The sequence below is a fragment of the Acuticoccus mangrovi genome (assembly GCF_016411865.1).
In the GTDB taxonomy this organism is placed as follows: domain Bacteria; phylum Pseudomonadota; class Alphaproteobacteria; order Rhizobiales; family Amorphaceae; genus Acuticoccus; species Acuticoccus mangrovi.
In genome coordinates this window covers 373,297-396,859 of record NZ_JAEKJA010000001.1, presented here as the reverse complement: position 1 = coordinate 396,859, position 23,563 = coordinate 373,297, and the positions used below count along the sequence as shown (strand labels likewise).

The 23,563-nt window shown below is 64.4% G+C and carries 20 protein-coding genes and 2 tRNA genes; 7 read left to right on the top strand and 15 right to left on the bottom strand.

Annotated elements, in window-relative coordinates; genetic code table 11:
• Positions 1-33 precede the first annotated feature (33 nt).
• From nuoI to JCR33_RS01765, 13 genes are all read right to left on the bottom strand, one after another.
• Positions 34-525 (bottom strand): NADH-quinone oxidoreductase subunit NuoI, encoded by a 492-nt coding sequence (nuoI, locus tag JCR33_RS01825; RefSeq protein WP_198880289.1) that lies wholly within the window; start codon positions 523-525, stop codon positions 34-36.
• Between the two features lie 54 nt (positions 526-579).
• Complete coding sequence (gene nuoH / locus JCR33_RS01820) at positions 580-1,629, bottom strand: NADH-quinone oxidoreductase subunit NuoH (protein ID WP_198880288.1); 1,050 nt, start codon at positions 1,627-1,629, stop codon at positions 580-582.
• Positions 1,630-1,720: 91 nt separating this feature from the next.
• Positions 1,721-3,811, bottom strand: a complete 2,091-nt coding sequence (nuoG, locus tag JCR33_RS01815; RefSeq protein WP_198880287.1) for an NADH-quinone oxidoreductase subunit NuoG — start codon at positions 3,809-3,811, stop codon at positions 1,721-1,723.
• A gap of 210 nt (positions 3,812-4,021) precedes the next feature.
• The gene (locus tag JCR33_RS01810; protein ID WP_198880286.1) at positions 4,022-4,339 is read right to left on the bottom strand and encodes a pentapeptide repeat-containing protein; all 318 of its coding nucleotides are present in this window, start codon (positions 4,337-4,339) and stop codon (positions 4,022-4,024) included.
• Positions 4,340-4,344: 5 nt separating this feature from the next.
• Positions 4,345-5,646 carry an NADH-quinone oxidoreductase subunit NuoF gene (gene nuoF, locus JCR33_RS01805; RefSeq protein WP_198880285.1) on the bottom strand — a complete coding sequence of 434 codons (1,302 nt, stop codon included), beginning with the start codon at positions 5,644-5,646 and terminating at the stop codon, positions 4,345-4,347.
• Positions 5,647-5,704: 58 nt separating this feature from the next.
• Positions 5,705-6,979, bottom strand: coding sequence for an NADH-quinone oxidoreductase subunit NuoE (gene nuoE / locus JCR33_RS01800; protein ID WP_198880284.1), 1,275 nt, complete (start codon positions 6,977-6,979; stop codon positions 5,705-5,707).
• 152 nt (positions 6,980-7,131) lie between these two features.
• The gene (locus JCR33_RS01795) at positions 7,132-8,316 is read right to left on the bottom strand and encodes an NADH-quinone oxidoreductase subunit D (RefSeq protein WP_198880283.1); all 1,185 of its coding nucleotides are present in this window, start codon (positions 8,314-8,316) and stop codon (positions 7,132-7,134) included.
• A 4-nt stretch (positions 8,317-8,320) separates the two neighbouring features.
• Positions 8,321-8,752 carry a GFA family protein gene (locus JCR33_RS01790; protein WP_198880282.1) on the bottom strand — a complete coding sequence of 144 codons (432 nt, stop codon included), beginning with the start codon at positions 8,750-8,752 and terminating at the stop codon, positions 8,321-8,323.
• A complete protein-coding gene (locus JCR33_RS01785) occupies positions 8,752-9,366 on the bottom strand; it encodes an NADH-quinone oxidoreductase subunit C (protein WP_198880281.1) in 615 nt (204 codons plus the stop codon). Before JCR33_RS01785 ends, JCR33_RS01790 begins: the two co-directional genes overlap by 1 nt.
• Position 9,367: 1 nt before the next feature.
• Positions 9,368-9,922, bottom strand: a complete 555-nt coding sequence (locus JCR33_RS01780) for a NuoB/complex I 20 kDa subunit family protein (RefSeq protein WP_198880280.1) — start codon at positions 9,920-9,922, stop codon at positions 9,368-9,370.
• A complete protein-coding gene (locus JCR33_RS01775; protein WP_198880279.1) occupies positions 9,913-10,278 on the bottom strand; it encodes an NADH-quinone oxidoreductase subunit A in 366 nt (121 codons plus the stop codon). The genes JCR33_RS01780 and JCR33_RS01775 overlap by 10 nt, the downstream gene beginning before the upstream one ends.
• Positions 10,279-10,416: 138 nt before the next feature.
• Entirely contained in the window at positions 10,417-10,830 is a 414-nt protein-coding gene (locus JCR33_RS01770) for a VOC family protein (protein WP_198880278.1), read from the bottom strand.
• A 120-nt stretch (positions 10,831-10,950) separates the two neighbouring features.
• Positions 10,951-11,027 (bottom strand) — tRNA-Asp (locus JCR33_RS01765).
• 128 nt (positions 11,028-11,155) lie between these two features.
• On the opposite strand from JCR33_RS01765, the gene JCR33_RS01760 reads away from it, so the two are divergent.
• From JCR33_RS01760 to JCR33_RS25440, 6 genes are all read left to right on the top strand, one after another.
• Positions 11,156-11,232: transfer RNA gene (locus JCR33_RS01760), tRNA-Val, on the top strand.
• A gap of 205 nt (positions 11,233-11,437) precedes the next feature.
• The gene (locus JCR33_RS01755) at positions 11,438-12,055 is read left to right on the top strand and encodes an HXXEE domain-containing protein (protein WP_198880277.1); all 618 of its coding nucleotides are present in this window, start codon (positions 11,438-11,440) and stop codon (positions 12,053-12,055) included.
• Between the two features lie 22 nt (positions 12,056-12,077).
• Complete coding sequence (locus JCR33_RS01750) at positions 12,078-12,698, top strand: nicotinamidase (protein WP_198880276.1); 621 nt, start codon at positions 12,078-12,080, stop codon at positions 12,696-12,698.
• Between the two features lie 240 nt (positions 12,699-12,938).
• Complete coding sequence (locus tag JCR33_RS01745; protein ID WP_198880275.1) at positions 12,939-13,649, top strand: Stf0 family sulfotransferase; 711 nt, start codon at positions 12,939-12,941, stop codon at positions 13,647-13,649.
• A gap of 875 nt (positions 13,650-14,524) precedes the next feature.
• The gene (locus JCR33_RS01740) at positions 14,525-15,328 is read left to right on the top strand and encodes a Stf0 family sulfotransferase (RefSeq protein ID WP_198880274.1); all 804 of its coding nucleotides are present in this window, start codon (positions 14,525-14,527) and stop codon (positions 15,326-15,328) included.
• A gap of 225 nt (positions 15,329-15,553) precedes the next feature.
• Complete coding sequence (locus JCR33_RS25440) at positions 15,554-16,390, top strand: acyltransferase (RefSeq protein WP_198880273.1); 837 nt, start codon at positions 15,554-15,556, stop codon at positions 16,388-16,390.
• Between the two features lie 48 nt (positions 16,391-16,438).
• Here the strand turns inward: JCR33_RS25440 and JCR33_RS01730 are convergent, their stop codons facing one another.
• Positions 16,439-17,065 carry a sulfotransferase family 2 domain-containing protein gene (locus tag JCR33_RS01730; protein WP_198880272.1) on the bottom strand — a complete coding sequence of 209 codons (627 nt, stop codon included), beginning with the start codon at positions 17,063-17,065 and terminating at the stop codon, positions 16,439-16,441.
• A 154-nt stretch (positions 17,066-17,219) separates the two neighbouring features.
• The gene (locus tag JCR33_RS01725; protein ID WP_198880271.1) at positions 17,220-17,423 is read right to left on the bottom strand and encodes a hypothetical protein; all 204 of its coding nucleotides are present in this window, start codon (positions 17,421-17,423) and stop codon (positions 17,220-17,222) included.
• Between the two features lie 1,544 nt (positions 17,424-18,967).
• Between JCR33_RS01725 and JCR33_RS01720 the strand changes: the two genes are divergently transcribed.
• Entirely contained in the window at positions 18,968-23,551 is a 4,584-nt protein-coding gene (locus JCR33_RS01720; RefSeq protein ID WP_232372059.1) for a glycosyltransferase family 4 protein, read from the top strand.
• The last annotated feature ends 12 nt before the right edge of the window (positions 23,552-23,563 follow it).

Sequence of the window (23,563 nt, the reverse complement as noted above, 5' to 3'; positions counted from 1 at the left end):
CGCGGGACCGCCGGCGGGAAGTGAACCGCCGGCTCAGCGATAGGGCGCATCGGCGGCAATGTTCGCAGCGATCTCGCGCTCCCAGCGGTCGCCGTTCGCCAGCAGCTTGTCCTTGGTGTAGTAGAGTTCCTCGCGCGTCTCGGTGGCGAACTCGAAGTTCGGCCCCTCGACGATCGCATCGACCGGGCAGGCCTCCTGGCAGAGGCCGCAGTAGATGCACTTCACCATGTCGATGTCGTAGCGCGTGGTGCGGCGCGTACCGTCGTTGCGGCGCGGCCCCGCCTCGATGGTGATCGCCTGCGCCGGGCAGATCGCCTCGCAGAGCTTGCAGGCGATGCAGCGCTCCTCGCCGTTGGGATAGCGGCGCAACGCGTGCTCCCCGCGGAAGCGCGGCGAGATCGGGTTCTTTTCGAAGGGGTAGTTGATGGTGGCCTTCGGCTTGAAGAAGTAGCGCATCCCGAGGAAGAACGCCGAGACGAACTCCGACAGAAAGATCGACTTCGCCGTGCCCTGAAGAGTTGCCATGGGTTTCACTCGTTCGATTGGGAGGGCCTGCCGCCCTCCGGTTGTCCGTTGCGCTCAGCCACGCCAGCCGGTCAGCTTCAGCACCACCGCCACCACGACCACCGCCGCCAGCGAGGCCGGCAGGAACACCTTCCAGCCGAGCCGCATCAGCTGGTCGTAGCGGTAGCGAGGCACGATCGCCTTCACCATGGCGAACATGAAGAAGACGCCGAAGCACTTCAGCACGAACCAGATGACCCCCGGCACCCAGGTGAAGGGCACCACCGCGATGGGCGGCAGCCAGCCCCCGAGGAAGAGGATGGTGGTCAGCGCGCACATGAGGGCGATCGACACGTACTCGCCCAGCATGAACATCATGTAGGGCGTCGAGCCGTACTCGACCATGAAGCCGGCGACGAGCTCCGACTCCGCCTCCGGCAGGTCGAAGGGTGGCCGGTTCGTCTCCGCCAATGCCGAGATGAAGAAGATCACGAACATCGGCAGCAGCGGCAGCCAGTACCAGTTGAGGATCGACAGCCACGGGATGCCGAGCATGGTGGCAAGGCCCGTCTCCTGGCTCGCCACGATGTCCTGCAGGTTCAGCGAGCCGACGCACAGGAGCACGGTGATGAGGACGAGGCCGATCGACACCTCGTAGGAGATCATCTGCGCCGACGAGCGCAGCGCCCCGAGGAAGGGGTATTTCGAGTTGGACGCCCACCCGCCCATGATCACGCCGTAGACGCCGAGCGAAGAGATGGCGAGCACGAAGAGAATGCCGACATTGATGTCGGCGATCACCCAGCCGGGCGCCACCGGCATCACCGACCAGGCCGCAAGCGCCAGGACGGTGGTGATGAAGGGGGCGAGGAGGAACACCACCCGGTCGGCGCCGGCGGGGATGACCGGCTCCTTCAGCGCGAACTTCGCAAGGTCGGCGAAGGATTGCAGCAGGCCGAAGGCGCCCACCACGTTCGGCCCGCGCCGCATCTGCACCGCCGCCCAGATCTTGCGGTCGGCGAGCAGCACGTAGGCGATCGCCACCAGCAGGATCACCAGCATGAGGACGCTTTGGAGCGCGATGATGATCGCAGGCGCCGCGTAGTTGCTCCAGAAATCTTGCATCGGTCTTCCCTAGCGCGCCGTCCGGCCGGCGGTGAGATGGTATAGCTGTCCGCCGGCCACGGCGGGGATGGTGTGGCCTCGCATCATCGCCCTACTCCGCCGCCACCTTCACCGCGGCGCGCTCCTCGATGAGCTTGGCGCACTCGGCCATCACCTTGGAGGCGCGGGCGATCGGGTTGGTGAGGTGGAAGGTGGTGAGCGGGTTCACGAAGGGTGCCTCGTCCATGCTGCCGCCGAGGGCCGCGAGACGGTCGATGGCGGCGGGGTCGCCCGGCACCACCTCGTCGACCTCGCCGAGCCAGGGCGCGGCGGACACCATGGCCGCGTTGAGCGCCGCGAGGCTGTCGTAGGGGAGCTGGGCGCCGAGCTGGGCCGAGAGCGCCCGCAGGATCGCCCAGTCCTCGCGCGCCTCGCCGGGGGCGAAGGCCGCCCGCACGGCCTCCTGCGGACGGCCTTCGAGGTTCACGTAGGTGCCGGACTTCTCCGTGTACGCCGCGCCCGGCAGGATCACGTCGGCGGCGTGGGCGCCACGGTCGCCGTGGCTGCCGATATAGACCACGAACGGCGCCTTGAGGGCGGCCGTGTCGATCTCGTCGGCACCGAGGAGGAAGAGCACGTCGAGCTCACCCGCAGCGCTCGCGGCGAGGATCTCGGCGGTGGGCTTGCCGCCCTTCGCCGGGACGCAGCCGACGTCGAGCCCGCCGACGCGTGCGGCGGCGGTGTGGAGGATGCCGAAGCCGTTCCAGCCCTCGGCGACCGCGCCGACGTCCTTGGCAAGGGTCGCGGCGGCGGCAAGGACGGCCGCGGCGTCGGGCCGGCTGAGCGCCGCCGCGCCGACGACGATCATCGGCCGCTCGGCCTTCTCCAGCACCTCGCGGAAGGAGCCGAGATCGGACAGCGAGGTCGGGCCTGCGCCGATATATTGGTAGGGGTAGGTGAGGTCGACGCGCTCGCCGACGAGCCCGACCTTGGTGCGGTTGTGCACCCACGCCTTGCGGATGCGGGCGTTGAGCACCGCCGCGTCCCAGCGCGGGTTGGCGCCGACGAGAAGGATCGCGTCGGCGCTGTCGATGCCGGCGATGGTCGGGTTGAAGAGGTAGGTGGCGCGGCCGAGCGAGGGATCGAGCGGCGAGCCGTCCTGCCGGCAGTCCACCGAGGCGACGCCGAGCCGGTGCATCAGGTCCTTCAGCGCGTACTGCTCTTCGGTGGTGGCGAGGTCGCCGGCGAGCGCCGCCATCTTCTCCGGCTTCGACGCCTTGACCCGTTCGGTGATGGCGCCGAACGCCTCCCCCCAGGACGCGGCACGCAGCCGCCCGTTCTCACGCACATAGGGGCGGTCGAGGCGCTGGGTCTTGAGCCCATCCCAGATGAAGCGCGACTTGTCGGAGATCCACTCTTCGTTCACCGCCTCGTTGAGGCGGGGCATCACGCGCATCACCTCGCGACCGCGCACGTCGACGCGGATGTTGCAGCCGACCGCGTCCATCGCGTCGATGGTCTCGGTCTTCGTCAGCTCCCACGGGCGGGCCTGGAAGGCGTAGGGACGCGAGGTGAGCGCGCCGACCGGGCAGAGGTCGATCACGTTGCCCTGCAGCTCGGAGCCCATGGCGCTCTCGAGGTAGGTGGTGATCTCCATGTCCTCGCCGCGGCCGATGGAGCCGAGATCGGGCACGCCCGCCACCTCGGTGACGAAGCGCACGCAGCGGGTGCAGTGGATGCAGCGCGTCATGATCGTCTTGACGAGCGGGCCGATATATTTGTTCTCCACCGCCCGCTTGTTCTCGGCGAAGCGCGAGCCCGAGACGCCGTAGGCCATCGCCTGGTCCTGCAGGTCGCATTCGCCGCCCTGGTCGCAGATCGGGCAGTCGAGCGGGTGGTTGATGAGGAGGAACTCCATCACCGCCTCGCGCGCCGTCTTCACGAACTCGGTCTTCGTGTTGATGGTCGGCGGGGTGCCGTCGCGGCCGGGGCGCAGGTCCTTGACGCTCATGGCGCAGCTCGCGACCGGCTTGGGCGGCCCGCCCACCACCTGCACCAGGCACATCCGGCAGTTGCCGGCGATCGACAGCCGCTCGTGGAAGCAGAAGCGCGGGATCTCGGCCCCCGCGGCCTCGCACGCCTGCAGCAGCGTATAGTGGTCGGGTACTTCGACCTCGGCCCCATCGATGATCAGCTTGGCCATCTCGGCCTCCTCACGCTGCGTGTGTGTCGACCGCTCTCGCATCGCGGGAAGCGGGACGGGGCGCCGGCGACGGCGCCGAAGCGATCGGCATCAACACGTCTGTCATTATTCAAAATCGCGTCCGGGGCAACGGTTGCAGTGCAACGACGGCAATTTCCCGCAAGGGCGAGCGCAGTTTGCTCCGGCCGCGCGCCCGCCTCGGCCGCGCCATCACCCTTCGGCCGGGCTGCGCGCCGCCTGCGCGGTGTAGGCCGCCAGAAGGTCGCTGACCGCGATCCCGTTGATCCGCATCCCGGCGAGCTGGGCGTTGTCGATGCGCACGTTGCTGAGATTGACGTTGGTAAAGACCGCATTCGACAAGTTCGCATCCTCGATCCGCGCGTTGCTGAGATTCGCACGGCTGATCGAGGCCACCGATAGATTGACGTTGGTGAAGGTGGAGTTGGAGAGGTTGACATCCTCGAACGCCGAGCCGGCGAGCGTCGCCGCCCGCACATCGATCGCCTCGCGTTTGTCGTGGATGTCCATCCCCCCTACTCCGCCGCCATCGGGACCGGCGCCGGATGAGCGGCCTGGTAGCCCTCGATGCGCTTTTCGATCTCGGGGCGGAAGTGGCGGATGAGGCCCTGGACCGGCCAGGCCGCGGCATCGCCCAACGCGCAGATGGTGTGGCCCTCGATACGCTTCGTCACGTCGAGCAGCTGGTCGATCTCGCGCTTGTCGGCGCGCCCTTCCACGAGGCGCTCCATCACGCGCCACATCCAGCCCGTGCCTTCGCGGCAGGGCGTGCACTGGCCGCAGCTCTCGTGCTTGTAGAAGTGCGACAGGCGGGCGATCGCCTTGATGATGTCGGTGGACTTGTCCATCACGATGACGGCGGCGGTGCCGAGGCCGGACCGCTTCTCGCGCAGCGTGTCGAAGTCCATGTTGAGGTCGTCGCACTCCCAATGCGGGATGAGCGGCACCGACGAGCCGCCGGGGATCACGGCGAGGAGATTGTCCCAGCCGCCGCGCACGCCGCCGCAGTGCTTTTCGACGAGCTCGCGGAAGGTGATGCCCATCTCCTCCTCCACCGTGCACGGCCGCTCCACGTGGCCGGAGATGCAGAAGAGCTTGGTGCCGGTGTTGTTGGGACGGCCGAGGCCGGCGAACCAGTTGGCGCCGCGCCGCAGGATCTCGGGCACCACGGCGATGGTCTCCACGTTGTTCACCGTGGTGGGCGCGCCGTAGAGGCCCATGTTGGCCGGGAACGGCGGCTTCAGGCGCGGCATGCCCTTCTTGCCTTCGAGGCTTTCGAGAAGCGCCGTCTCCTCGCCGCAGATATAGGCGCCGGCACCGTGGTGGACACCGAGCTCGAAGTCCCAGCCGTGCACGTTGTCCTTGCCGATCAGCTTGGCCTCGTAGGCCTCGCGCACGGCCTGCTCGAGGTGCAGCCGCTCGGTGATGTATTCACCGCGCACGTAGATGTAGCAGTGGTGGGCGTCCATCGCCCGGCAGGCGATGAGGCAGCCCTCGATGAGAAGCTGCGGATCGTGCCGCAGGATCTCGCGGTCCTTGCAGGTGCCGGGCTCCGACTCGTCGGCGTTCACCACCAGATAGTGGGCCCGACCATTGTCGGACGCCTTGGGCATGAAGCTCATCTTGAGGCCGGTCGGGAAGCCCGCGCCGCCCCGGCCGCGCAGACCCGAGCCCTTCAGCTGCTCGATGATCCAGTCGCGCCCCTGGTCGACGAAACCCTTGGTGCCGGACCACTGGCCGCGCTTGCGCGCCCCGTCGAGGTGCCAGTCCTCGAAGCCGTAGAGGTTGGTGAAAATGCGGTCCTGATCGTTCAGCATCGTTCAGCTCCAGACGCGCCCGGCCGAGGCGCCACACAGACGGCGGAAGAGATCGACATCACCCCTCCTCCTTGCCGCCGGCGGCGAGGTCGGCCGCCTGTTCCACCCATTTCTCCCGGTCGATCCGCCCCTTGAAGGCGAGGTAGCCGTCCACCCACGCCTTGTTCTGCGGCGTCCACGCCGCGATCTGGGCATAGGTGTAGATGCCGAGCGCGTTCAGCGTCTTGCGGATCACCGGACCGATGCCGGAGATCTTCTGCAGATCGTCGGCGGTCACGTCCCCTTCGGCGACGGCGGCGGGGCGAGTGCCGAGCTCGTCGGCCCGGGCGGCGGCGGCGCTGTCCGGCACCTCCGACGCGACGGTCTCCACCTCCTGCGGCGCCGCGGTCTCTTGCGGCGCGACCGTCTCTTGCGGCGCGACGGTCTCCACCTTCTGCGGGGCCGCGGGCGGCGTCGGCTTGGCGAGCGCCTCGGTGGAGGGCTCGGCCGGCTTCTGCTTGGCCGCCTCCTCGGGAGTGTCGGCGAGGCGTCCGTCGGTCTTCGGCGCAGGGGCGACGTCGGCGGCCTTCGACGGTGCCTCCCCGGTCGCCCGCGTCACCTCCACCTCGGTGCGGTTGTGGCCGCTCGGCCGGGCCGCGCTCTGGTCGCTAGCAGCGGGGGTCGACGGATTGACGTCGGCCTCGGGCGCGGCGTCGGCGGGTGCCTCGGCCGCCGCGGCCACCGCGTAGCGCAGCGGCGTCGTCAGGCTGGTGGCGCCGGTGATCGGCTCGGACGCCTTGCGCGCGCTCTGCGGCCCCGGCGTCGGCGTGCCGCCCGATGCCAGCGTGTCGAGAAGCGCGTTGAAGGTGTCCTCGGTGAGATCCTCGTAGGTCTCGGCGCCGATCTGCACCATCGGCGCGTTCACGCAGGCGCCGGCGCACTCCACCTCTTCCCACGAGAAGCGCCCGTCGGGCGACAGCTCGAAGGCATGCTGGGCAATCCGCTTCTTGCAGATCCGGATGATGTCTTCCGAGCCGCGCAGCATGCACGGCGTGGTGCCGCACACGTTGACGTGCGCCACCGTTCCGACCGGCTGCAGCTGGAACATGGTGTAGAAGGTCGCGATCTCGAGGACGCGGATATAGGGCATGCCCAGCATGTCGGCGACGACGCGGATGGCAGGCTCGGGCAGCCAGCCATTGTGCTGCTCCTGGGCGCGCCACAGGATCGGAATCACCGCGCTCGCCTGGCGGCCCTCCGGATAGTCCGCGATCTTGCCCTTCGCCCACGCCAGATTCTCCGGCGTAAACTCGAACGAGGCAGGTTGTTCGCTGGCAAGGCGCCTTACGGCCATCTCGAAGCTCCGGCAGGTTGGGCGGACGGTGTCATCACTACCATTGTGCGCCGCAAAGAAAAGCCACGACGGGTCGCGGCATGGGGGCCGTCCGCCGACACCCCCCGCCCCTCTCCGGCGGCCCCTCGCCTATGACCGTCAGCGGCGGCCACTCAGCGATCCACCTCGCCGAACACGATGTCCAGCGACCCGAGGATCGCCGCCACGTCGGCGAGCATGTGCCCCTCGCACATCGTATCCATCGCCTGCAGGTGGGCGAACCCCGGCGCCTTGATCTTGCAGCGATAGGGCTTGTTGGTCCCATCGGCCACCAGGTAGACGCCGAACTCGCCCTTCGGCGCCTCCACCGCGGCATACACCTCACCCTCGGGCACGTGATAGCCCTCGGTGTAGAGCTTGAAGTGGTGGATGAGCGCTTCCATCGAGCGCTTCATCTCCGCCCGCTTGGGCGGTGCCACCTTGCCGTCGAGCGTATGGATCGGCCCCTTGGTCACCCGCAGCTTGGCAACGCACTGCCGCATGATCCGCACCGCCTGACGCATCTCCTCCACGCGGATGAGATAGCGGTCGTAGCAGTCGCCGTTCTTGCCGATGGGAATGTCGAATTCCATCTCGTCGTAGCATTCGTAGGGCTGCGCCTTGCGCAGATCCCACGCCGCACCCGAGCCGCGCACCATCACCCCGGAAAAGCCCCACGCCCAGCACTCGTCGAGCGAGACGACGCCGATATCGACGTTGCGCTGCTTGAAGATGCGGTTCTCGGTGATCAGCCCTTCGAGATCGTCGACCACCTTGAGGAAGGGGTCGCAGAACGCCTCGATGTCGTCGACCAGCGCGTCGGGGATGTCCTGATGCACGCCGCCGGGACGGAAATAGTTGGCGTGGAGGCGCGCCCCGCAGGCGCGCTCGTAGAACATCATCAGCTTCTCGCGCTCCTCGAAACCCCACAGCGGCGGGGTGAGCGCGCCGACGTCCATCGCCTGCGTCGTCACGTTGAGGAGGTGGGACAGAAGCCGGCCGATCTCGCAGAACAGCACGCGGATGAGCTGCGCCCGCTTCGGGATCTCGACGCCGAGCAGCTTCTCGGTGGCGAGCGCGAAGGCATGCTCCTGGTTCATCGGCGCCACATAGTCGAGGCGATCGAAGTAGGGCACCGCCTGCATGTAGGTCTTGTGCTCGATCAGCTTCTCGGTGCCGCGATGGAGAAGGCCGATGTGGGGATCGACACGGGTGACGATCTCGCCGTCGAGCTCCAGGACCAGACGCAGCACGCCGTGCGCCGCGGGATGCTGAGGGCCGAAGTTGATGTTGAAGTTGCGGACCTGCTGCTCGGCCATGCCTCTATTCTCCCCCGAACGCCGCCATCACCTCGGCGCCGGTCATCTTCTTCGTGTCGCCGGCGAAGGCGTAGGTGTCGGGCTTGTCGTCGATGAAGATCTCCGTGACGAGCGGCTGGGTCAGCGGCGTGTCGAACACGAAGGCCGACAGCACCACCATCGGCCCGTCCTTCATGCGGAAGCCGAGGCTGGAGCCGCACTCGCGGCAGAACAGCCGCTCGCCCCACTCCGACGAATCCCAGACGCCGAGCGGAGCCTCGGGCGCGACGGAGAGGTTCTGCACCTCGACCGCCATGAACGGGCCGCCCGACCACTTACGGCAGCGACCGCAATGGCAGGCGTCCATCTCGGTCCCCGTCACGTCGACCGAGAAGCGCACCGCCCCGCAGGCGCAGCCGCCCTGCCGCGGCCCTGCCGCAGTCGCGTCGTCCGCCATCAGTTGGCCTTTTCGTCGCCGGGAAGCACGTAGTCGGTGCCCTCCCACGGAGAAAGAAAGTCGAAGTCGCGGAACTGCTGGGCAAGGCGCACGGGCTCATACACCACGCGCTTCGCCTCGTCGTCGTAGCGGACCTCCACGAAGCCCGTCAGCGGGAAATCCTTGCGCAAGGGGTGGCCGTCGAAGCCGTAGTCCGTCAGCAGGCGGCGCAGGTCCGGGTGCTCGGAGAACAGCACGCCGTAGAGGTCGTAGGCCTCGCGCTCGTACCAGTCCGCCGCCGGGAAGAGCCCGGTGAGCGAGGGCACCGGCGTCCACTCGTCGGTGTGGACCTTGAGGCGGATGCGCAGATTATGGACCGGCGAGAGGAAATGGTAGACGACGTCGAACCGCTCCGGCCGGGCCGGCCAGTCCACCGCGCAGACGTCGACGAGGTTGACGAAGGCGGCCCGCGGGTCGTCGCGCAGAAAGCGCACCACGTCGACGAGACCGTCCCGCGTCACGAGCAGCGTGAGCTGGTCGAAGGCGAACGTCTCGTCCACGATCGCCGCGCCGTGCGCCTCGCGCACGATGTCGACGATGTCGCCGAGGGCGTCGTTCTCAAGGGCTTCGGCCATATCAGCGCTCGATCGTACCGGTGCGGCGGATCTTCCGCTGCAGGAGGAGGACGCCGTAGAGCAGCGCCTCGGCCGTCGGCGGACATCCGGGAACGTAGATGTCCACCGGAACCACGCGGTCGCAACCCCGCACCACGGAATAAGAATAATGATAGTAACCGCCGCCGTTGGCGCACGAGCCCATGGAGATGACGTAGCGCGGCTCCGGCATCTGGTCGTACACCTTGCGCAGCGCCGGGGCCATCTTGTTGGTCAGCGTGCCGGCGACGATCATCACGTCCGACTGGCGCGGGGAGGCGCGCGGGGCGAAGCCGAAGCGCTCCGCGTCGTAGCGCGGCATCGACATCTGCATCATCTCCACCGCGCAGCAGGCGAGGCCGAACGTCATCCACATCAGCGAGCCGGTGCGGGCCCACTGAATCAGCGCATCGGCGGAGGTGACGAGAAAGCCCTTGTCGGCGAGCTCGGCCGAGACCGACTGGAAGAAGGCGTCGTCGGGAGCGTTGCCGGGCGCGCTCTGCTGCGCGAGCAGCGGTTTTTCGGTGGTCAGTTCCATTCGAGCGCTCCCTTTCTCCACTCATACACGAAGCCGATGGTGAGGATCGCCAGGAAGAGCATCACCGAGCCGAAACCGAACCAGCCGATGGCATCGAACGACAGGATCCACGGGAACAGGAACGCCACCTCGAGGTCGAAGATGATGAACAGGATCGCCACCAGATAGAAGCGGACGTCGAACTTCATGCGGGCGTCGTCGAAGGCGTTGAAGCCGCATTCATAGGCCGAGAGCTTCTCCCGGTCGGGGCTCTTGTAGGCGACCACGAAGGGCACCACCAGGAGCGCGATGCCGATCACGGAAGCCACGCCTATGAAGATGATCACCGGCAGATAGCTGGCGAGTAGCTCTTCCATAAGGGTCCTCGTCGCGGCGCGGAGCCGCTCAATTCGATGTAGGCCATTCTTGGAATGACTCAAACGACAAGCCGCCGCAACTGTGGCGACGCGTGAGGCTGGTGCGAGACACCGTGCGCGGCGACACCTCGCCGCACATCAGCGCCCGTCCTCTCCGGCCGGCGCTGGCTCGAGAAGGTCCCACCGGTTGCCGAATGGGTCACAGAACACCGCCACAGTACCATAGGGCTCGTGCCGCGGCGATTCGACGAAGCGCACCCCGGCGCCGGTCAAGCGCATGTGATCGCGGGCAAAATCGTCGGTGTGGAGAAAGAAGGCGACGCGGCCGCCGGTCTGACGGCCGATCGCCGCACGTTGGGCCGCGTCGACAGCCCGCGCCAGGAGGAGCCCCGCCCCACCCTGCGGCGGGCGGACGACCACCCAGCGCTTGCCGGGCGCGACCGGCGTGTCCTCCACGAGAACGAAACCCAGCGTGTCGCGGAAGAAGGCGATCGCCGCGTCATAGTCCGGCACGACGAGTGTCACGAGAGCGAGGCCGAGGGGCGCACTCATCGCAGCGCGCGCGCCCCTGCGGCGCGCCGCGTCGCCACGCAGCGCAACGCCGCTCGGACGCGCGACGCTGGCGGCAATGCGCTCGTGCCCGGGACGCTTTCGATTGTGCGGACTAATAACTGGCGGGAGTGACGGGGCTCGAACCCGCGACCTCCGGCGTGACAGGCCGGCACTCTAACCAACTGAGCTACACCCCCAGCTGCAGACGTCGCCGCCGCAGTGACGTGCTGATATTCGAGGGGGCGCGCTGGTGTCAAGCGACATTGTGCGATGCGCCGTGGATCTCTTTCCACCGCCTCGCCGAGCCGCTATTGAAGCCGCCGCGGGGCGGTTAGCTCAGCTGGTTAGAGCGACTGGTTTACACCCAGTAGGTCGGGGGTTCGAATCCCTCACCGCCCACCACCCCTCACCGCTCGCGCAGCATCCATCGTTCGCGCGGCGACCGTCAGTGCACACAGCGACCGTCCGCACGCTCCCGGCGCGCCGCGCCGGCCGAGGCGGGATCGGTCTCACGCCGCGAACCGGCGCTTCGCAACGCAGCCCCCCTCGCCTATTGTCGGACCTGCCGCCTCGCGTGGCCCCCGTTTGCCCCGCGAGGAACCGTTCGATGACCCCCTCCCGCCCCGTTCCCTCGGCCGCACCCGTCGCGCCGCTCTCGCGGCTTCAGCGGCTGACGGCCGGCTGGGTCTACGGCGGCAGCCTCAGCGGCCTCGTCATCCTCGCCCTCGTGCCGGCGATCGGCGCGGCCTGGACCCTCGAGCAGCTCCTCGTCGTCCTCAGCCTGCCGATCTACATGATCCACCAGTACGAGGAGCACGACGACGATCGCTTCCGCCGCTTCGTCAACGACACCCTCGCCGGCGGCCGCGAGGTCCTCACCGTCGCCGACGTCTTCGTCATCAACGTCTTCGGCGTCTGGGCGGTGCTCGCCGTGGTGATCCTCGCGAGCTTCACCCTTCACCCGCCCTGCGGCGTGACGGCCGGCTACTTGCTTCTCGTGAACGGCCTTCTCCACGTCGCGCAGGCCCTCGCCCTGCGGCGATATAATCCAGGTCTCGTCACCGGGATCGTGCTGTTTCTGCCGCTCGGCGCGACGATACTCGTCACCGTCGGGGTCGACGCGAGCCTCCTCGAGCACCTGGTCGCCCTCGGGCTCGTCGTCCTCCTCCATCTCGCCATCGTGGCACGCGTCGCCTCGCGCCGTCGCCGTGCACCCGCCACCTGACCGCCCGCAAAGGGAGACGTCCATGCTGCCGACCCCCGGACCCCGCGATGTGCTCGTCGTGGTGGACATGCAGAACGACTTTTGCGAAGGCGGCGCCCTCGCCGTTTCCGGCGGCAACGCCCTCGTCGCGCCCATCAACGCGGTCGCAGCCCGCTTCGACACCGTGGTCCTGACGCAGGACTGGCACCCCGCCGGCCACTCCTCCTTCGCCTCCTCCCACGCGGGGCGCGATCCTTTCACCACCATTGAAATGCCCTACGGCCCGCAGATCCTGTGGCCGGACCACTGCATCTGGGACACCCACGGCGCCGCCTTCCATCGCGATCTCCACATCCCCCACACCCGCCTCGTGGTGCGCAAGGGCTGGGATCACCCCGTCGACAGCTATTCGGCCTTCTTCGAGAACGACGGCGTCACGCCGACGGGTCTTGCCGGCGCGCTGCGCGAATGGGATGCGGAGCGGGTGATCCTGTGCGGCCTCGCGCTCGATTTCTGCGTCGGCTGGTCGGCGCTCGACGCGCGCCGACTGGGCTTTTCCGTGATGCTCGTCGAGCCGCTCTCCGCCGCCATCGACGTCGACGGCTCGCTCGCCGCGATCCGCACCGCCTGCGACGACGCCGGCGTCGTCCGCATCCTCGAGTGAGATCCGCCCTCGCCGGGCTTCCAGGGTTTTCCGACTGGGTGCTCGGCCCAGTGATCACTTGAAACGCTCCAACAAGAAGCGCGTCCAGGATTGGAAAATATAGGAGTAATGAGTCACAAAGACAAAACCGAATAAGAGTTCTTTCATAGCAGGGTGGCAGTCGCCCCCAGGCTCGCGAAAAAGGTACAGCGGTTCTTTCCTTTCGAACCCATTGTTGGCCCCGCGTTCGAAGACCGTCGAATGACGGTGATTTGCATGACGCCCCGGTCCGGCAGCAGCTATCTCGGTTCGGTGTTGCGGGAAAACGGCTTCGGGACGACCCAAGAGCATTTCCGCATTGTAGGCGGATCCCTGGAACGCGACGCAGAGAAGCTTAAGGGCAAGTCTTACGAAGGTTATTTCCGCGAGAAAGTACAAAGACTGACGGAAAATGGTTATTTCTCAGTCAAACTCGACTGGCCACAGTTCGTTCCTCTCTATTTTTCTAGCGTTTTCGCGACTTATCTGAATAACGCAAATTTCGTTTATCTCACACGCTCCGATATTCTGGCGCAAGCCATCTCTCGATATGTCGCAACCGTGACCGGCTATTTCCATACGACCAACGAAGGCGGCGTTCAGGAAGGTGTCGTACCGTTCGACTATGAAGGTATTCGCAAGCATCTCGATTACCTCGTGACGATGCAAGGCGATTGGGAGCGCTTCTTCGCCAGCGAAGGGCTGCTCCCCGTACGCATCACCTATGAGGAGGTGGCAACCAATCCGACGGAAGCGTTCGCCAAGATCGCCCAGGCTATCGGCGCACCCGTTCCGGAGAACGTCGTCACCAAGACCGAATTCGGTGTGACTCGCACGAGCGAGAATGAGCGTCTGCGCAAGGCCTTTGTCGCGGAACATCGCCAGCGCATGCGGAAGGGAGCAGCGGCGCTCGCCGGTCGGATGCTGACCTGATCAACCCGGGCCCGACCCGATATGGCGCAAGCCGCGGGCCCAGGTGAGGAAAAGCTGCACGAAGCCGATGCGGAGACGCTCCGTGCCCAGACTTGGGCGGAGCGATCCGACATCACGAACCTCGATGTCGCTCAACGGTATGACCGCCATAGCCGGTTTCGTTTCGAACCGAGCTCGCCGCTGCTGTCGTGTCGATCGGGCGGTCGCATGCGAAAACAAGGTCGCCCGGACGAGCGACCACGCGGAGACCGATGATAGGCCGATGCGACTGCCGATCCCCGATGACACTCGGCGATCGGTCGTCAAGGCCCGCGCCGGGGAGTGTCAAGCAGAAGTGTGACGACACGAGGCACCGTGTTCGGCGATCATGACTGCTCGCGGTCGCGAGGATCGTAGCCGGCGCCGCGCGAACGTTCGGCTCGGCCCAACGAGCTTCCGGCCCCGCACGCCACTGTGCAGGTCTCCCCTGCGCAGATGGGCGGGCCCCACCAGTCAGGAATGAGAGACATCAGGAAGATCGCCGGCGAACGCGCTCCCCAGCGGCACTAGCGGCACAGCGTCGCTTGGATGAACAATCCACCGCCGCACGCCGACAGGCTGTCGACGTGCATCCTTGGCCCTTCACTGTCGCGTCCGCTGGTCGTCAGGGTGTCGACGGTTGGGCCTCGACGCCATTCAACCGCGCACTAAGACTGCACCTGATCCCCTCGTGGGGAAGGCCAGACCGGGCCAAGTTCTCTTGAAATCGCGACTCAGCTACACTACCACAAGGTAAGGCATAATTCTCAGGGGACCTGCATGGCGTACAACCTCAAGCCTCGCGACAGTCGCGATATCTGCGAGCGGTGACAGTGCAAGCCCGGAATGCGACTGATATGGCTCTGACGTTGTACGAACATAAAATCCTGCAAAGGTCGAACGAATGGTTCGACAAATACTTGGCTCCCGAGAAGACTGGGCCGGTGTCCGAGTCAGACGGGCCTCTACTGCTTCTGTGCATGACACCGCGGTCAGGCAGTTCGGCACTGTCGGCGGCGCTCACCAGCACCGGCAAGTTGGGTCGAGGGGGCGAGCGCCTCAACCGCAAAGACGGTGGACCGCTGGAAGAAGCGCTGTTGAGCAGCCCTTGCGGGACGCGGCGACAGGTCTTGGACATGGTGATCGCCGGATCGCGCACGCCGAACGGCGTCGCGCAGATCAAGTGCGACCTCGCCCAGATCTACCCTTTCCTCGCGGATGCCGAAAGCTTCGAGCGGCTGAAGACAGCAACCTGGGTCTATCTCACACGGCAGGACATCCTCGGGCAGGCCATTTCCCGATACCGCGGCTTCAAGACCGGGTTCTGGCATTCCACGGGCGGCAAGAAGACGGAGTCCCCTGACGCTGGCTATGATTTCGAAGAGATCCGCCGGCAGGTGGTCTTCATCACCGACATGATGGCATCGTTCGAACGGACGTTCGCCTCGATCGGGGTGCAGCCCCTCAGGATTTCTTATGAGGAGTTGACCGCCAACGAGGGCGGTACGTTGAAGAAGATCGCCGATGCCATGGGGATCGAGATCGACAACGATCTCACGCTTGAGGCGAGCGGTTATTCCAAGGTTGCCTCATCCAATACGGATGAGCTGCGCGACCGATTCCTCGCGGATTTCAAGAGCGCGCTTGTCGCAGGTGGCTGATCTGAGGCGGCCCAACAACAGGCTGGCGGACCCGCGATCTCTCCGATAGGAGTCGACGGCAATAGCGACAGGAGAATCCCGGTCGAGAGTCTGGCAGACGTATGCTCCGGTCGGGCCGTAGGAACGGGGTCGCCGACAGCGGCGAGCGGTCCGCCCGCCGCAACCAACCGGAATACTCGCCAAATCTGGACTGCTGAGGGCGGCGTCACCATCGACGGAGACGCGGTGGATGACATAGGTCTGACCGCAGCGGTGGAGCCGCGGTGGCGGCCCTCGCCGGCCTCCGGACCCGAGCGGCGCACCGCGGGACGATTTGAAAAGCAAAGCCGTCAGGCACGGAACAAGGCATCGGGGGAGATCAATTTGGTCGTGACACGCAGTGCTGAGGTGCCGATGGAGCTTGTCGGCGACCATGCCGACGACCTCGAGGTCGTCGTCGCCCCTGGCGTAAAAGCCGACTTCAGCCTCTGCACGGTTCGGGTGACGGCGCCGGGACCGCATCGACTGGAGATCAACGGCAGCGGGACCGTGCGCGGTCAGATCATCTTTTCCGGCACGAACGGCCGGTTTGTCTTCGGCGGAGATCCGACCCCACCGATGGACAAGCACGCACTCCGCTTCAAGGCCGTGCTGAAAGGCAAGAACAGTCTGCTGGACTGGGGGCGCGGAACCAGCTGCGTCGGCGCCGAGTTCGTCGTGAACGGCAACGACACGCGGATCGAGATCGGCGAGGACTGCATGTTCTCGCAGGGCATCATGGTGCGCACGACCGACAACCATTCGGTGTTCGACATCGACACGTTCGAAATCCAGAAATCCTCGGATTCCATCGTCATCGGCGAGCATGTCTGGCTGGGCATCAACTCGACCGTACTCAAGGGAGTGACGGTCGGCCGCGGGTCGATCATCGGCGCCGGCGCCATCGTCACCGCGGATGTGGGCGAGGCCTCCGTGGCGGTCGGCGTGCCGGCGCGGGTGATCGCCACCGGCAAGAGCTGGAGTCGGGTCGCCAAGCCGACGCGCGACGAGATGGAAGGCATTGCGCGACGGCTGCGCAGCTAGCGCCCTCCCCTTCGGTCCATCCAGACTGAAATTTTGTCGCGGACGCCTTCAGGCGTCCTGTCGGTAGTACTCCGCCAGATACTGGATATCGTCCGCGGCGATCTTATCGCACAGGTCGACAATCTCCGAATCGAGCTTTTTCTCCGAGTTCGTCTTGTGCAGGTGGGGCACCTTTTTGCCGAGCACGTCGCCGAGCTTGTGCAGCTCCTCCATCCGGATGACGTCCGAGTAGTAGGACAGATCCGGCCCTAGGAAATATTGCTGCGGCAGCAGATGCCCGGCAAGATTGGGGCTGAGGGCGGCATAGCGATCAATGTCGCGCAGGAATTCGAGCAGAGTGGGTGACGGGGACAGGCCGGCGGCAATGATGTTCTCACGGCCCTTTTCAGCGTCCGGGCCGCTCGTCACCCACAGCAGTTCGTTCTCCGCCACCCGATGCTTGTAGCACGAGACCAGGCGGGCGACCGGCTCGCGAACAATCGCGATCTTGCGGTACCCGTCCCAAACGTCCTTGAACTTGCTGGACGACATCGTCGCGCCCGGGCCTTCGTGGCGCCATGTCCGAAAATCGGTGTCCGGAGCTTCGATCTTGTAGACCAGACGGCGGATCGAAGCCGAGGCGACCTTGCGCGAGGTGAACACGACGATCTTTTTGGAATGAAACGGATACGGCATCTCGCATGCCCCTCAAATATTTTCGGATGGCTCTACCGGACGCTCCTCTATGAGAGGGACAGCCCGGCCTGATCTTCCGGGGCACGTTCTTCCGCCGGCTGTGGTGGCCAGCCGGCCCCGAGCACACGTACTCTCGGGGCCGGTGGCACCAACGTCACTCTTCGCTGGTGGCGCCGCTCTTCGAAAAGCGGTCGATCGTGTTCAGAACCTTCTTGGCCTTGCCAAGATGAGGCTTCCGCTCGTCTTTGCTCAGCGCCTGCCAGCTCTTCATATCGAGCCCCGAGAGGGTCCGGGCGACGCGCTTGACAAGCGCCCGATCAGGCGCGGTCTTCTCAATGGTCTCGGTTTCTTCGGACAATTGTCGTCTCCTGCAAACTGATGCCCCGGGTCTCTGGGCCAAGTGAACCATCTTCTGCGGCCGGCTCGGGCATACGAGGGGTCGGCCCGCGTGCTACAATAGGCAGCGGTCGATTGCCACGCAAGGGGCCGCAATCACTGTGGATCTCGCACTCGCAGCAAGATCTCCTCAGCCGCAAGCGCTATGTCGAAACTGGCTAATTTCTGTTCGCTTGCTCGCAACTCGGACGTCCACTCGGCAGCGCCGAATTCCCGGGTCGCGCTCCATGGCTCAGGGTCGGATTCGCTGAAATTGCACGGCAAGCGCTGGGTGCTCCGTTCGAGAGGATCCGAAGAACGACCGCGCTCCGCCGAATGTCGAATTGGGTCCCGACGCGCCTGCGAATCCCCATTGTCGAGGTCCGCGCCGGTTGCCAGGAACAGACCTCCCTGCTAGGCAACGGGCCAGTCGAAGCTGCGCTGCAGCATGCCCCTGCCCTGCAGCACCACGGACCCAGATTGTGGGACAGGATGAAGCGGGCCATGCTCAAGTTCTGCATCATCGACGACGGCCATAGGGGCACGTTTCGCCACCCCGCCCCTCCGCGCTTCGACGCTCTGACCGTCAGCAGCTCGACTTCCGGAACGCGAGCGAGCACAGGGCTGGCGCACGGATTCGACCGTGGTCGTCGCAACCTCGCAGCGCAGACAAGGCGGATGGTCGAGAGCTGCGATCCTGAGCGCACGCCGCAGATGCGCGCCCATAACAGCAAGTCGCGCATGCCGTGGGGAGCTGTTGCGCCGCTTCCGAGCCGGCGGGCGACCGTGCCTTCGATGATCCGGCCGAGACCCCTTCGGCACTCGCGGTTCCGTTGGACGGCGGCAGGCATAATGTCCTATATGTTTGTAAAGGTCAGCATCGCGCCGAGTCCCTCGACATCGCGCCGATCGGAGTCCTATACAAGGAGACCAATCCCCGAGCAGATGTTGCACGGGTTCCCTCGGGCGAGGTGCCGATCACCCGTTTGCTCGCCATCGTCGCGCTTGAGCGGACCAGCAACCGCAGCTCTCACGCTGCGACCCGATGATCACCGCCTAACCAGAAATCGACGCACCAGAAGTCGACACAGAGGAGATCGGTCTCATTCGCAGCACCGCAGCCAAGCCGCGTGATGTTGGCCTCAGGCGATCTGTGGGCGCTCCTGTGCTTGACGGACGTCACTGTCTCTATTGGGAACGGATCGAAACTTGACCCATCCCATCTCACTATTGGCGACGAACGACGCAATGGCGACACCACGATGCCATGTCTTTCCATGATCTCGCGTCACGTCCGATCACTGGACCGACCAACCACGCTCGCCGAGTCTGTCCCCGTCTATTCGGTCATGTTCGGTGGTGTTCGCACATTTCTTCCTGCTTCTGTTGGCGCTCTGCACTCGAAGGGAGGCGTATCCATTTCTCGGCACGCATCGTGCATGAAACCCTCCGAGTCCGCCCTTTTCAAATGCTGTTGGACCAGCCACAATCAGCAGCTAGAACTCGGCCAATCTAGGGGGAGTACGATTGAACACACTCAATAAGCAAAGTGTGCGAGACTCGGACATTCCACAAGAAACACAAGTAGACGACTTCGAAGAGACGATAGTCGCCTCCCCTTCTGACATGACTGCTCACGACAAAGAACACTTGAAAAGCCAGGTGCTGGTGACGACCTCCGTTTTGAATGACGGAGTGCCCACTTGCATTGCTTGTGACAACACAGCGGTTGAGACGATCAGCGCCAAGCTGGAGTCTTATTTCTTTTCCGTGCAGGCGTATACGGCACTTTCGACTGAAGAACTCAGCGACGGGGGCGAATATTATCCTATATTTTTCATTGGAAATATATACGACTACTATGAACTCAAACCTTTAATTGCAGCGACTCCAAATTTTGAAATTGTCGCACCCAAAGAATTTAGGTCACTATGCTCAAGTTTAAAGCCTAGAAATCTATTCAACCTCGCGACGTTCGCTCAAAAGAAATATACACGCCCTGCGTCGGCTGTCATTGCGTGTATTTCGTTTGACCCGGGCTATGAGATGGCGCGCGAGTTTGCCGCCAGCGTCAACCGCCCTTTGGTTGGACTTGTGTCGGGATCGTCGACCCCCTTCCGACGGGACTCGTCAAGTCCTTTGGTTGCAGCGGAGTTCATGCGCAACCGCCTGGATGAGTGTCACCTCGTCCTCTATAACGGTCCAGCATCGCTGTCGGAGCATACGCCGAAGCGCTTTGCCGTGCTTGGTGGCGACGTCCCGGTCGATGACCCGGAGCAGCGGCACGGCATCGTCGTCCATCTCGACTTCTCCGAGATCGACCCCTCCCGACGCAGCACCGAGCATCTCGAGCACTGGCTGGCCGAGGTCATGCGCTGTCTCGGTAACCGACAGTTTCGACTGATCGTCCCACCGCACTACACATTCCCGGCGGAGACGGCAGGGGTCGAAGTCACCTCTCTCGAACCGGATGCCTACTTGGAGGCGTTGCAGTCGGCAAGCTTGGTCATTACTCCAGCGTCCCGGGCGATCGGACTTGCGCTGACGGCCAACACCCCAGTTATCCATTTCAATCCGTCGATGTTTTCTGAGCCGCTGCTGTCTCTTTTCGAGGACCAGCGGTTCCGCACGCTGACGTCACGCTCGGAGCTCAACCGCTTCCTGCGGCAGGAACTGCCCACGACGGAGGCCGAGCCAACCCCCGTCGAGCCTGGAGCCAGCGTCGAGATCTTTGGCGCGCCGAATCCGACACGCGCAGCGGACGTCGCTTCCATTGTCGCTCGCCTGTCGGCGGCTTTCCGTCCGGACACGTTTGGCGCACCGCGTCACGGTTCCGAATTGGCGGCCATGCGGCGCCGTTTCGTCTTTTCGAAAATGCCGCCAAAGGGATATTCGGGCGGCCGCTACCATGCACTCACTCTGTGCGAGGCCATGGCGGCCAATGGTGACGAGGTGGTGCTCGTCACCAACCACGTCCCGATCTTCTGGCGTGACTTTTTCGAGTACACGAGCCATCGGCGCGTTCAGATCTGGTTGACCCGGGATTTCCGTTCCGACCTCCCCGACATGCATGGGGACACCGTCTTCATTGTTCCCGGCATGGACCGCGATGATCGGATGTATCGCTTGGCCCTGAGCTTTGCCGCCACACGCGACGCTCATACGGTCCTGGTCAACTTCGAAAGTCCGAACTGGTTCAATTCTCTCTCACCGGTCAATCGCGATCCTGAACTGTGGCGTCATTGGCGAAGCACGGCGGAGCTTTGCTCCTTGGTGCTGTCCACGACACAAACGGGCCTCCACTATGCCCGCGACTGGTATCCCTCGCATCCTGAGATCAGCCACGACTACGCGTGGGCGGCGATCAACAGCCTGGCCCTCGAGCGGGTCCGTCACGACCTGATCAAGGAAAAGCGAATCCTTCTGCTGTCCGCCCGTGCCAAGTATGGCGAGCACAAGTCACTCGATCCGGTCCTCAAACTCATCACGCCGGCCCTTGAGGGTTACACTCTTGCGGTATTGCTCGGCGGCGATCCGCTGAGCGACGAGATGAAGGCCGAGCTCGAAGGCAAGGCCGCGGGCGTTGGAGCCAACGTCGAATATCTGACCACCGTTTCCGACCGCGAGAAGTTTGCCCAATACTGCCGCGCCGCGGCGTTGGTTTTCCCGTCTCGCTTCGAAGGCTACGGCTATCCGCCGATTGAGGCTGCCGCCTGCGGCACCGCGGTGGTCGCCTATGATCTGGCCGTGCTGCGGGAGACCGGCGACGACTGGTACAAGCTGGTCTCGCCGGACGGTAGAGAACCATTGGGGCCGGCGCTCGATATGGCGCTTGCGGAGCAAGCCATAGGGGCGCCTGCCGACAGCTTGCCAGAGCCGGCCATGAGAATTGCCGACGCGGCCAGCTTCACCGCGTACGCACGCCGCCTCGCACAGATCCTCGACAGGCTGCACGCTCGCCCCAGTCGATGGGCGGGGTTTGGCGACATGGCCGAAGTTCGGCGCGCCATCGCGAGCGCCTTCGACTACGAGCTGGACCACTCTCAGCGAACCTCGCTGAAGGCCGATCCAAACCAGCACAGCACCGGCGTCAATTTGGCCGGACGAGCGCTCGGATCGCGAATCCTGTTCCTCATTGGCTTTGATGCGTCGCGACCGACCAGCATCTGCGAGATCGCGATCATCGCTGCCATCCATCATGTCTGCAGCCTCGGGATCGGCGTTGATATTATTAGCACCGAAGCCCATGTCGGCAATTCACGATGGATGCCGACGAGCGTTCGTCTCCTGACTCTTACTGCTTCTGAAGATCAGACTATTCCAAGCGAACCGATCCTCAACGCACTTCGTCTATATAGTTATAATCACGTCTTTATCGATCAGACCTGGAATGCCGAATCCGTCCGAGAGCACTTGAGCGAGGACAGTGTCGACGTCTTTCAATTCCGGGCACCGAGCAGGGGCCTGACCGGTGCAGGGATTGAGTGTGAGGTCATCTCGCCGACATTGGCCACAACGATCCAAGTTCCTCCCGACTATTACCGATATGGGGTGATGGCAAACGTCAATGCCGCCAATCGGAATTGGAATCGTATAGGAATTCTCGCCGGATCCGAAGTCAGGCATTCGTCCCTGTACAGTTATATCTGGCAGTATGCGGAAGCATTGCGTGGTGTCGGTGATGATTTAGAATTTTGTTTGGCGGGTGGCCTCGCTGAGGATCCCACGATAAAAATTCCGTATGGCCTAAAAGTAACGATGGCCAAAACAGAATTCGAAGCGTGGACTCGTTTGTCGACGTGTTCCGTCATCGTCGATTTTTGTTCCGAAGACATCGATTCCATCCAACTCAGAGATCATTTCAAGGCGCTTGGGCTACCGCTGGTCGCGATCAGCGCGCAGGCAAGTGTCGAAGAGCGGGCACGCGCCGTCGCGCAGTGTTTGGCTTTGCGTGATCGTCAGTACTGGCTACAAACGCACGACTCCGCCCTGGGCGACGCCGTCCCGCTGATCGCCTCGAATTGCTACAAGGAGTTGGATGCCAACCTCGGTCTGTCGAAGTCGGCGAATCGGACCGCATTTGCGCCGATCGACCTCTTGGACATTTTCGATCTTCAGGAGCGAGAGGACCGAAAAGTATTCGAGGAGGGAGGCTTTGCCGGTCGGCAAAGCCTCCAGTCGGCGATGTCGGCATACTGGCAGGCGCTCGCATCCGATCAGCTCGAGGTGGCCTTTTCCTACATCGTTCGCGTCGCGCGCATCGCGCCGGAACGCGGCTGGCCGCTCTTTCGAACGGTGGAACTGGGCATTCGTCTCAGGCGTCCTTCGAAGGTGGTCGCGCGCGCACGGCAGCTGGCTCAACTGTTTCCTTTCGAAAAGACCGCCTACATTTTGCAGGCGCGGGTCCTCGCTGCCGATGGCGCCTTCGACAAGGCGCTGAAAAGCCTCCAAAGAGCGCCGCTATCCGGCGACCGAGCGGACATCGCCATCGAGAGCACGCTTCTGAAGTCCACCATCAGTTCGTTGAACCCAACCGAACTCAACGAGTTCGACCCTGCGGCGCTCTCGCTCGAATTTCAAACTGGCGAAGAATGGCGCCCGTTGGCCAGTCAGCTCATCGTGCAGCGTCGCTCCGATCACGCTCGGACATGGCGCAGCAGTGCATTGGACGTTTCCGGCGACGAGCATCTCGATCTCGTGGTGTTTGACTCCGCCTTCGAAGGCGAGGGTTGGTATCCCCCGGAGCAGGCGTCCGAGAAGGAATTTGCAGAGTTTCGTTGGATGGGCTCTGACGAATCTGCGTCTTTCGAAGTCATATGTGGAGATGCCGCCTCTGTTCACGTTCAGATTTTGATCGCCGACGTGGCAAATCCCACTGTTCTACCTGGTCTCAGAGTGTATTTCGATGGCCAAGCCCGGCCATATCAATTCGGGATTCGTGTCGACGCTCCGCATGTGCTGAGCTTTGGGGCCGTTCTTCAACCGGGCCCTCCCCAGCGAACCGTCAAGTTGGTGGCCCCTGTGCGCGTGCCTCCCAAGGAGGAACCGGAGGGTCCAGCCCTGTCGCTGGCGTGTCTCGCCGCGATCGTCAAACGCAATCCCAGCAAGTAGGAATTTCTGCCG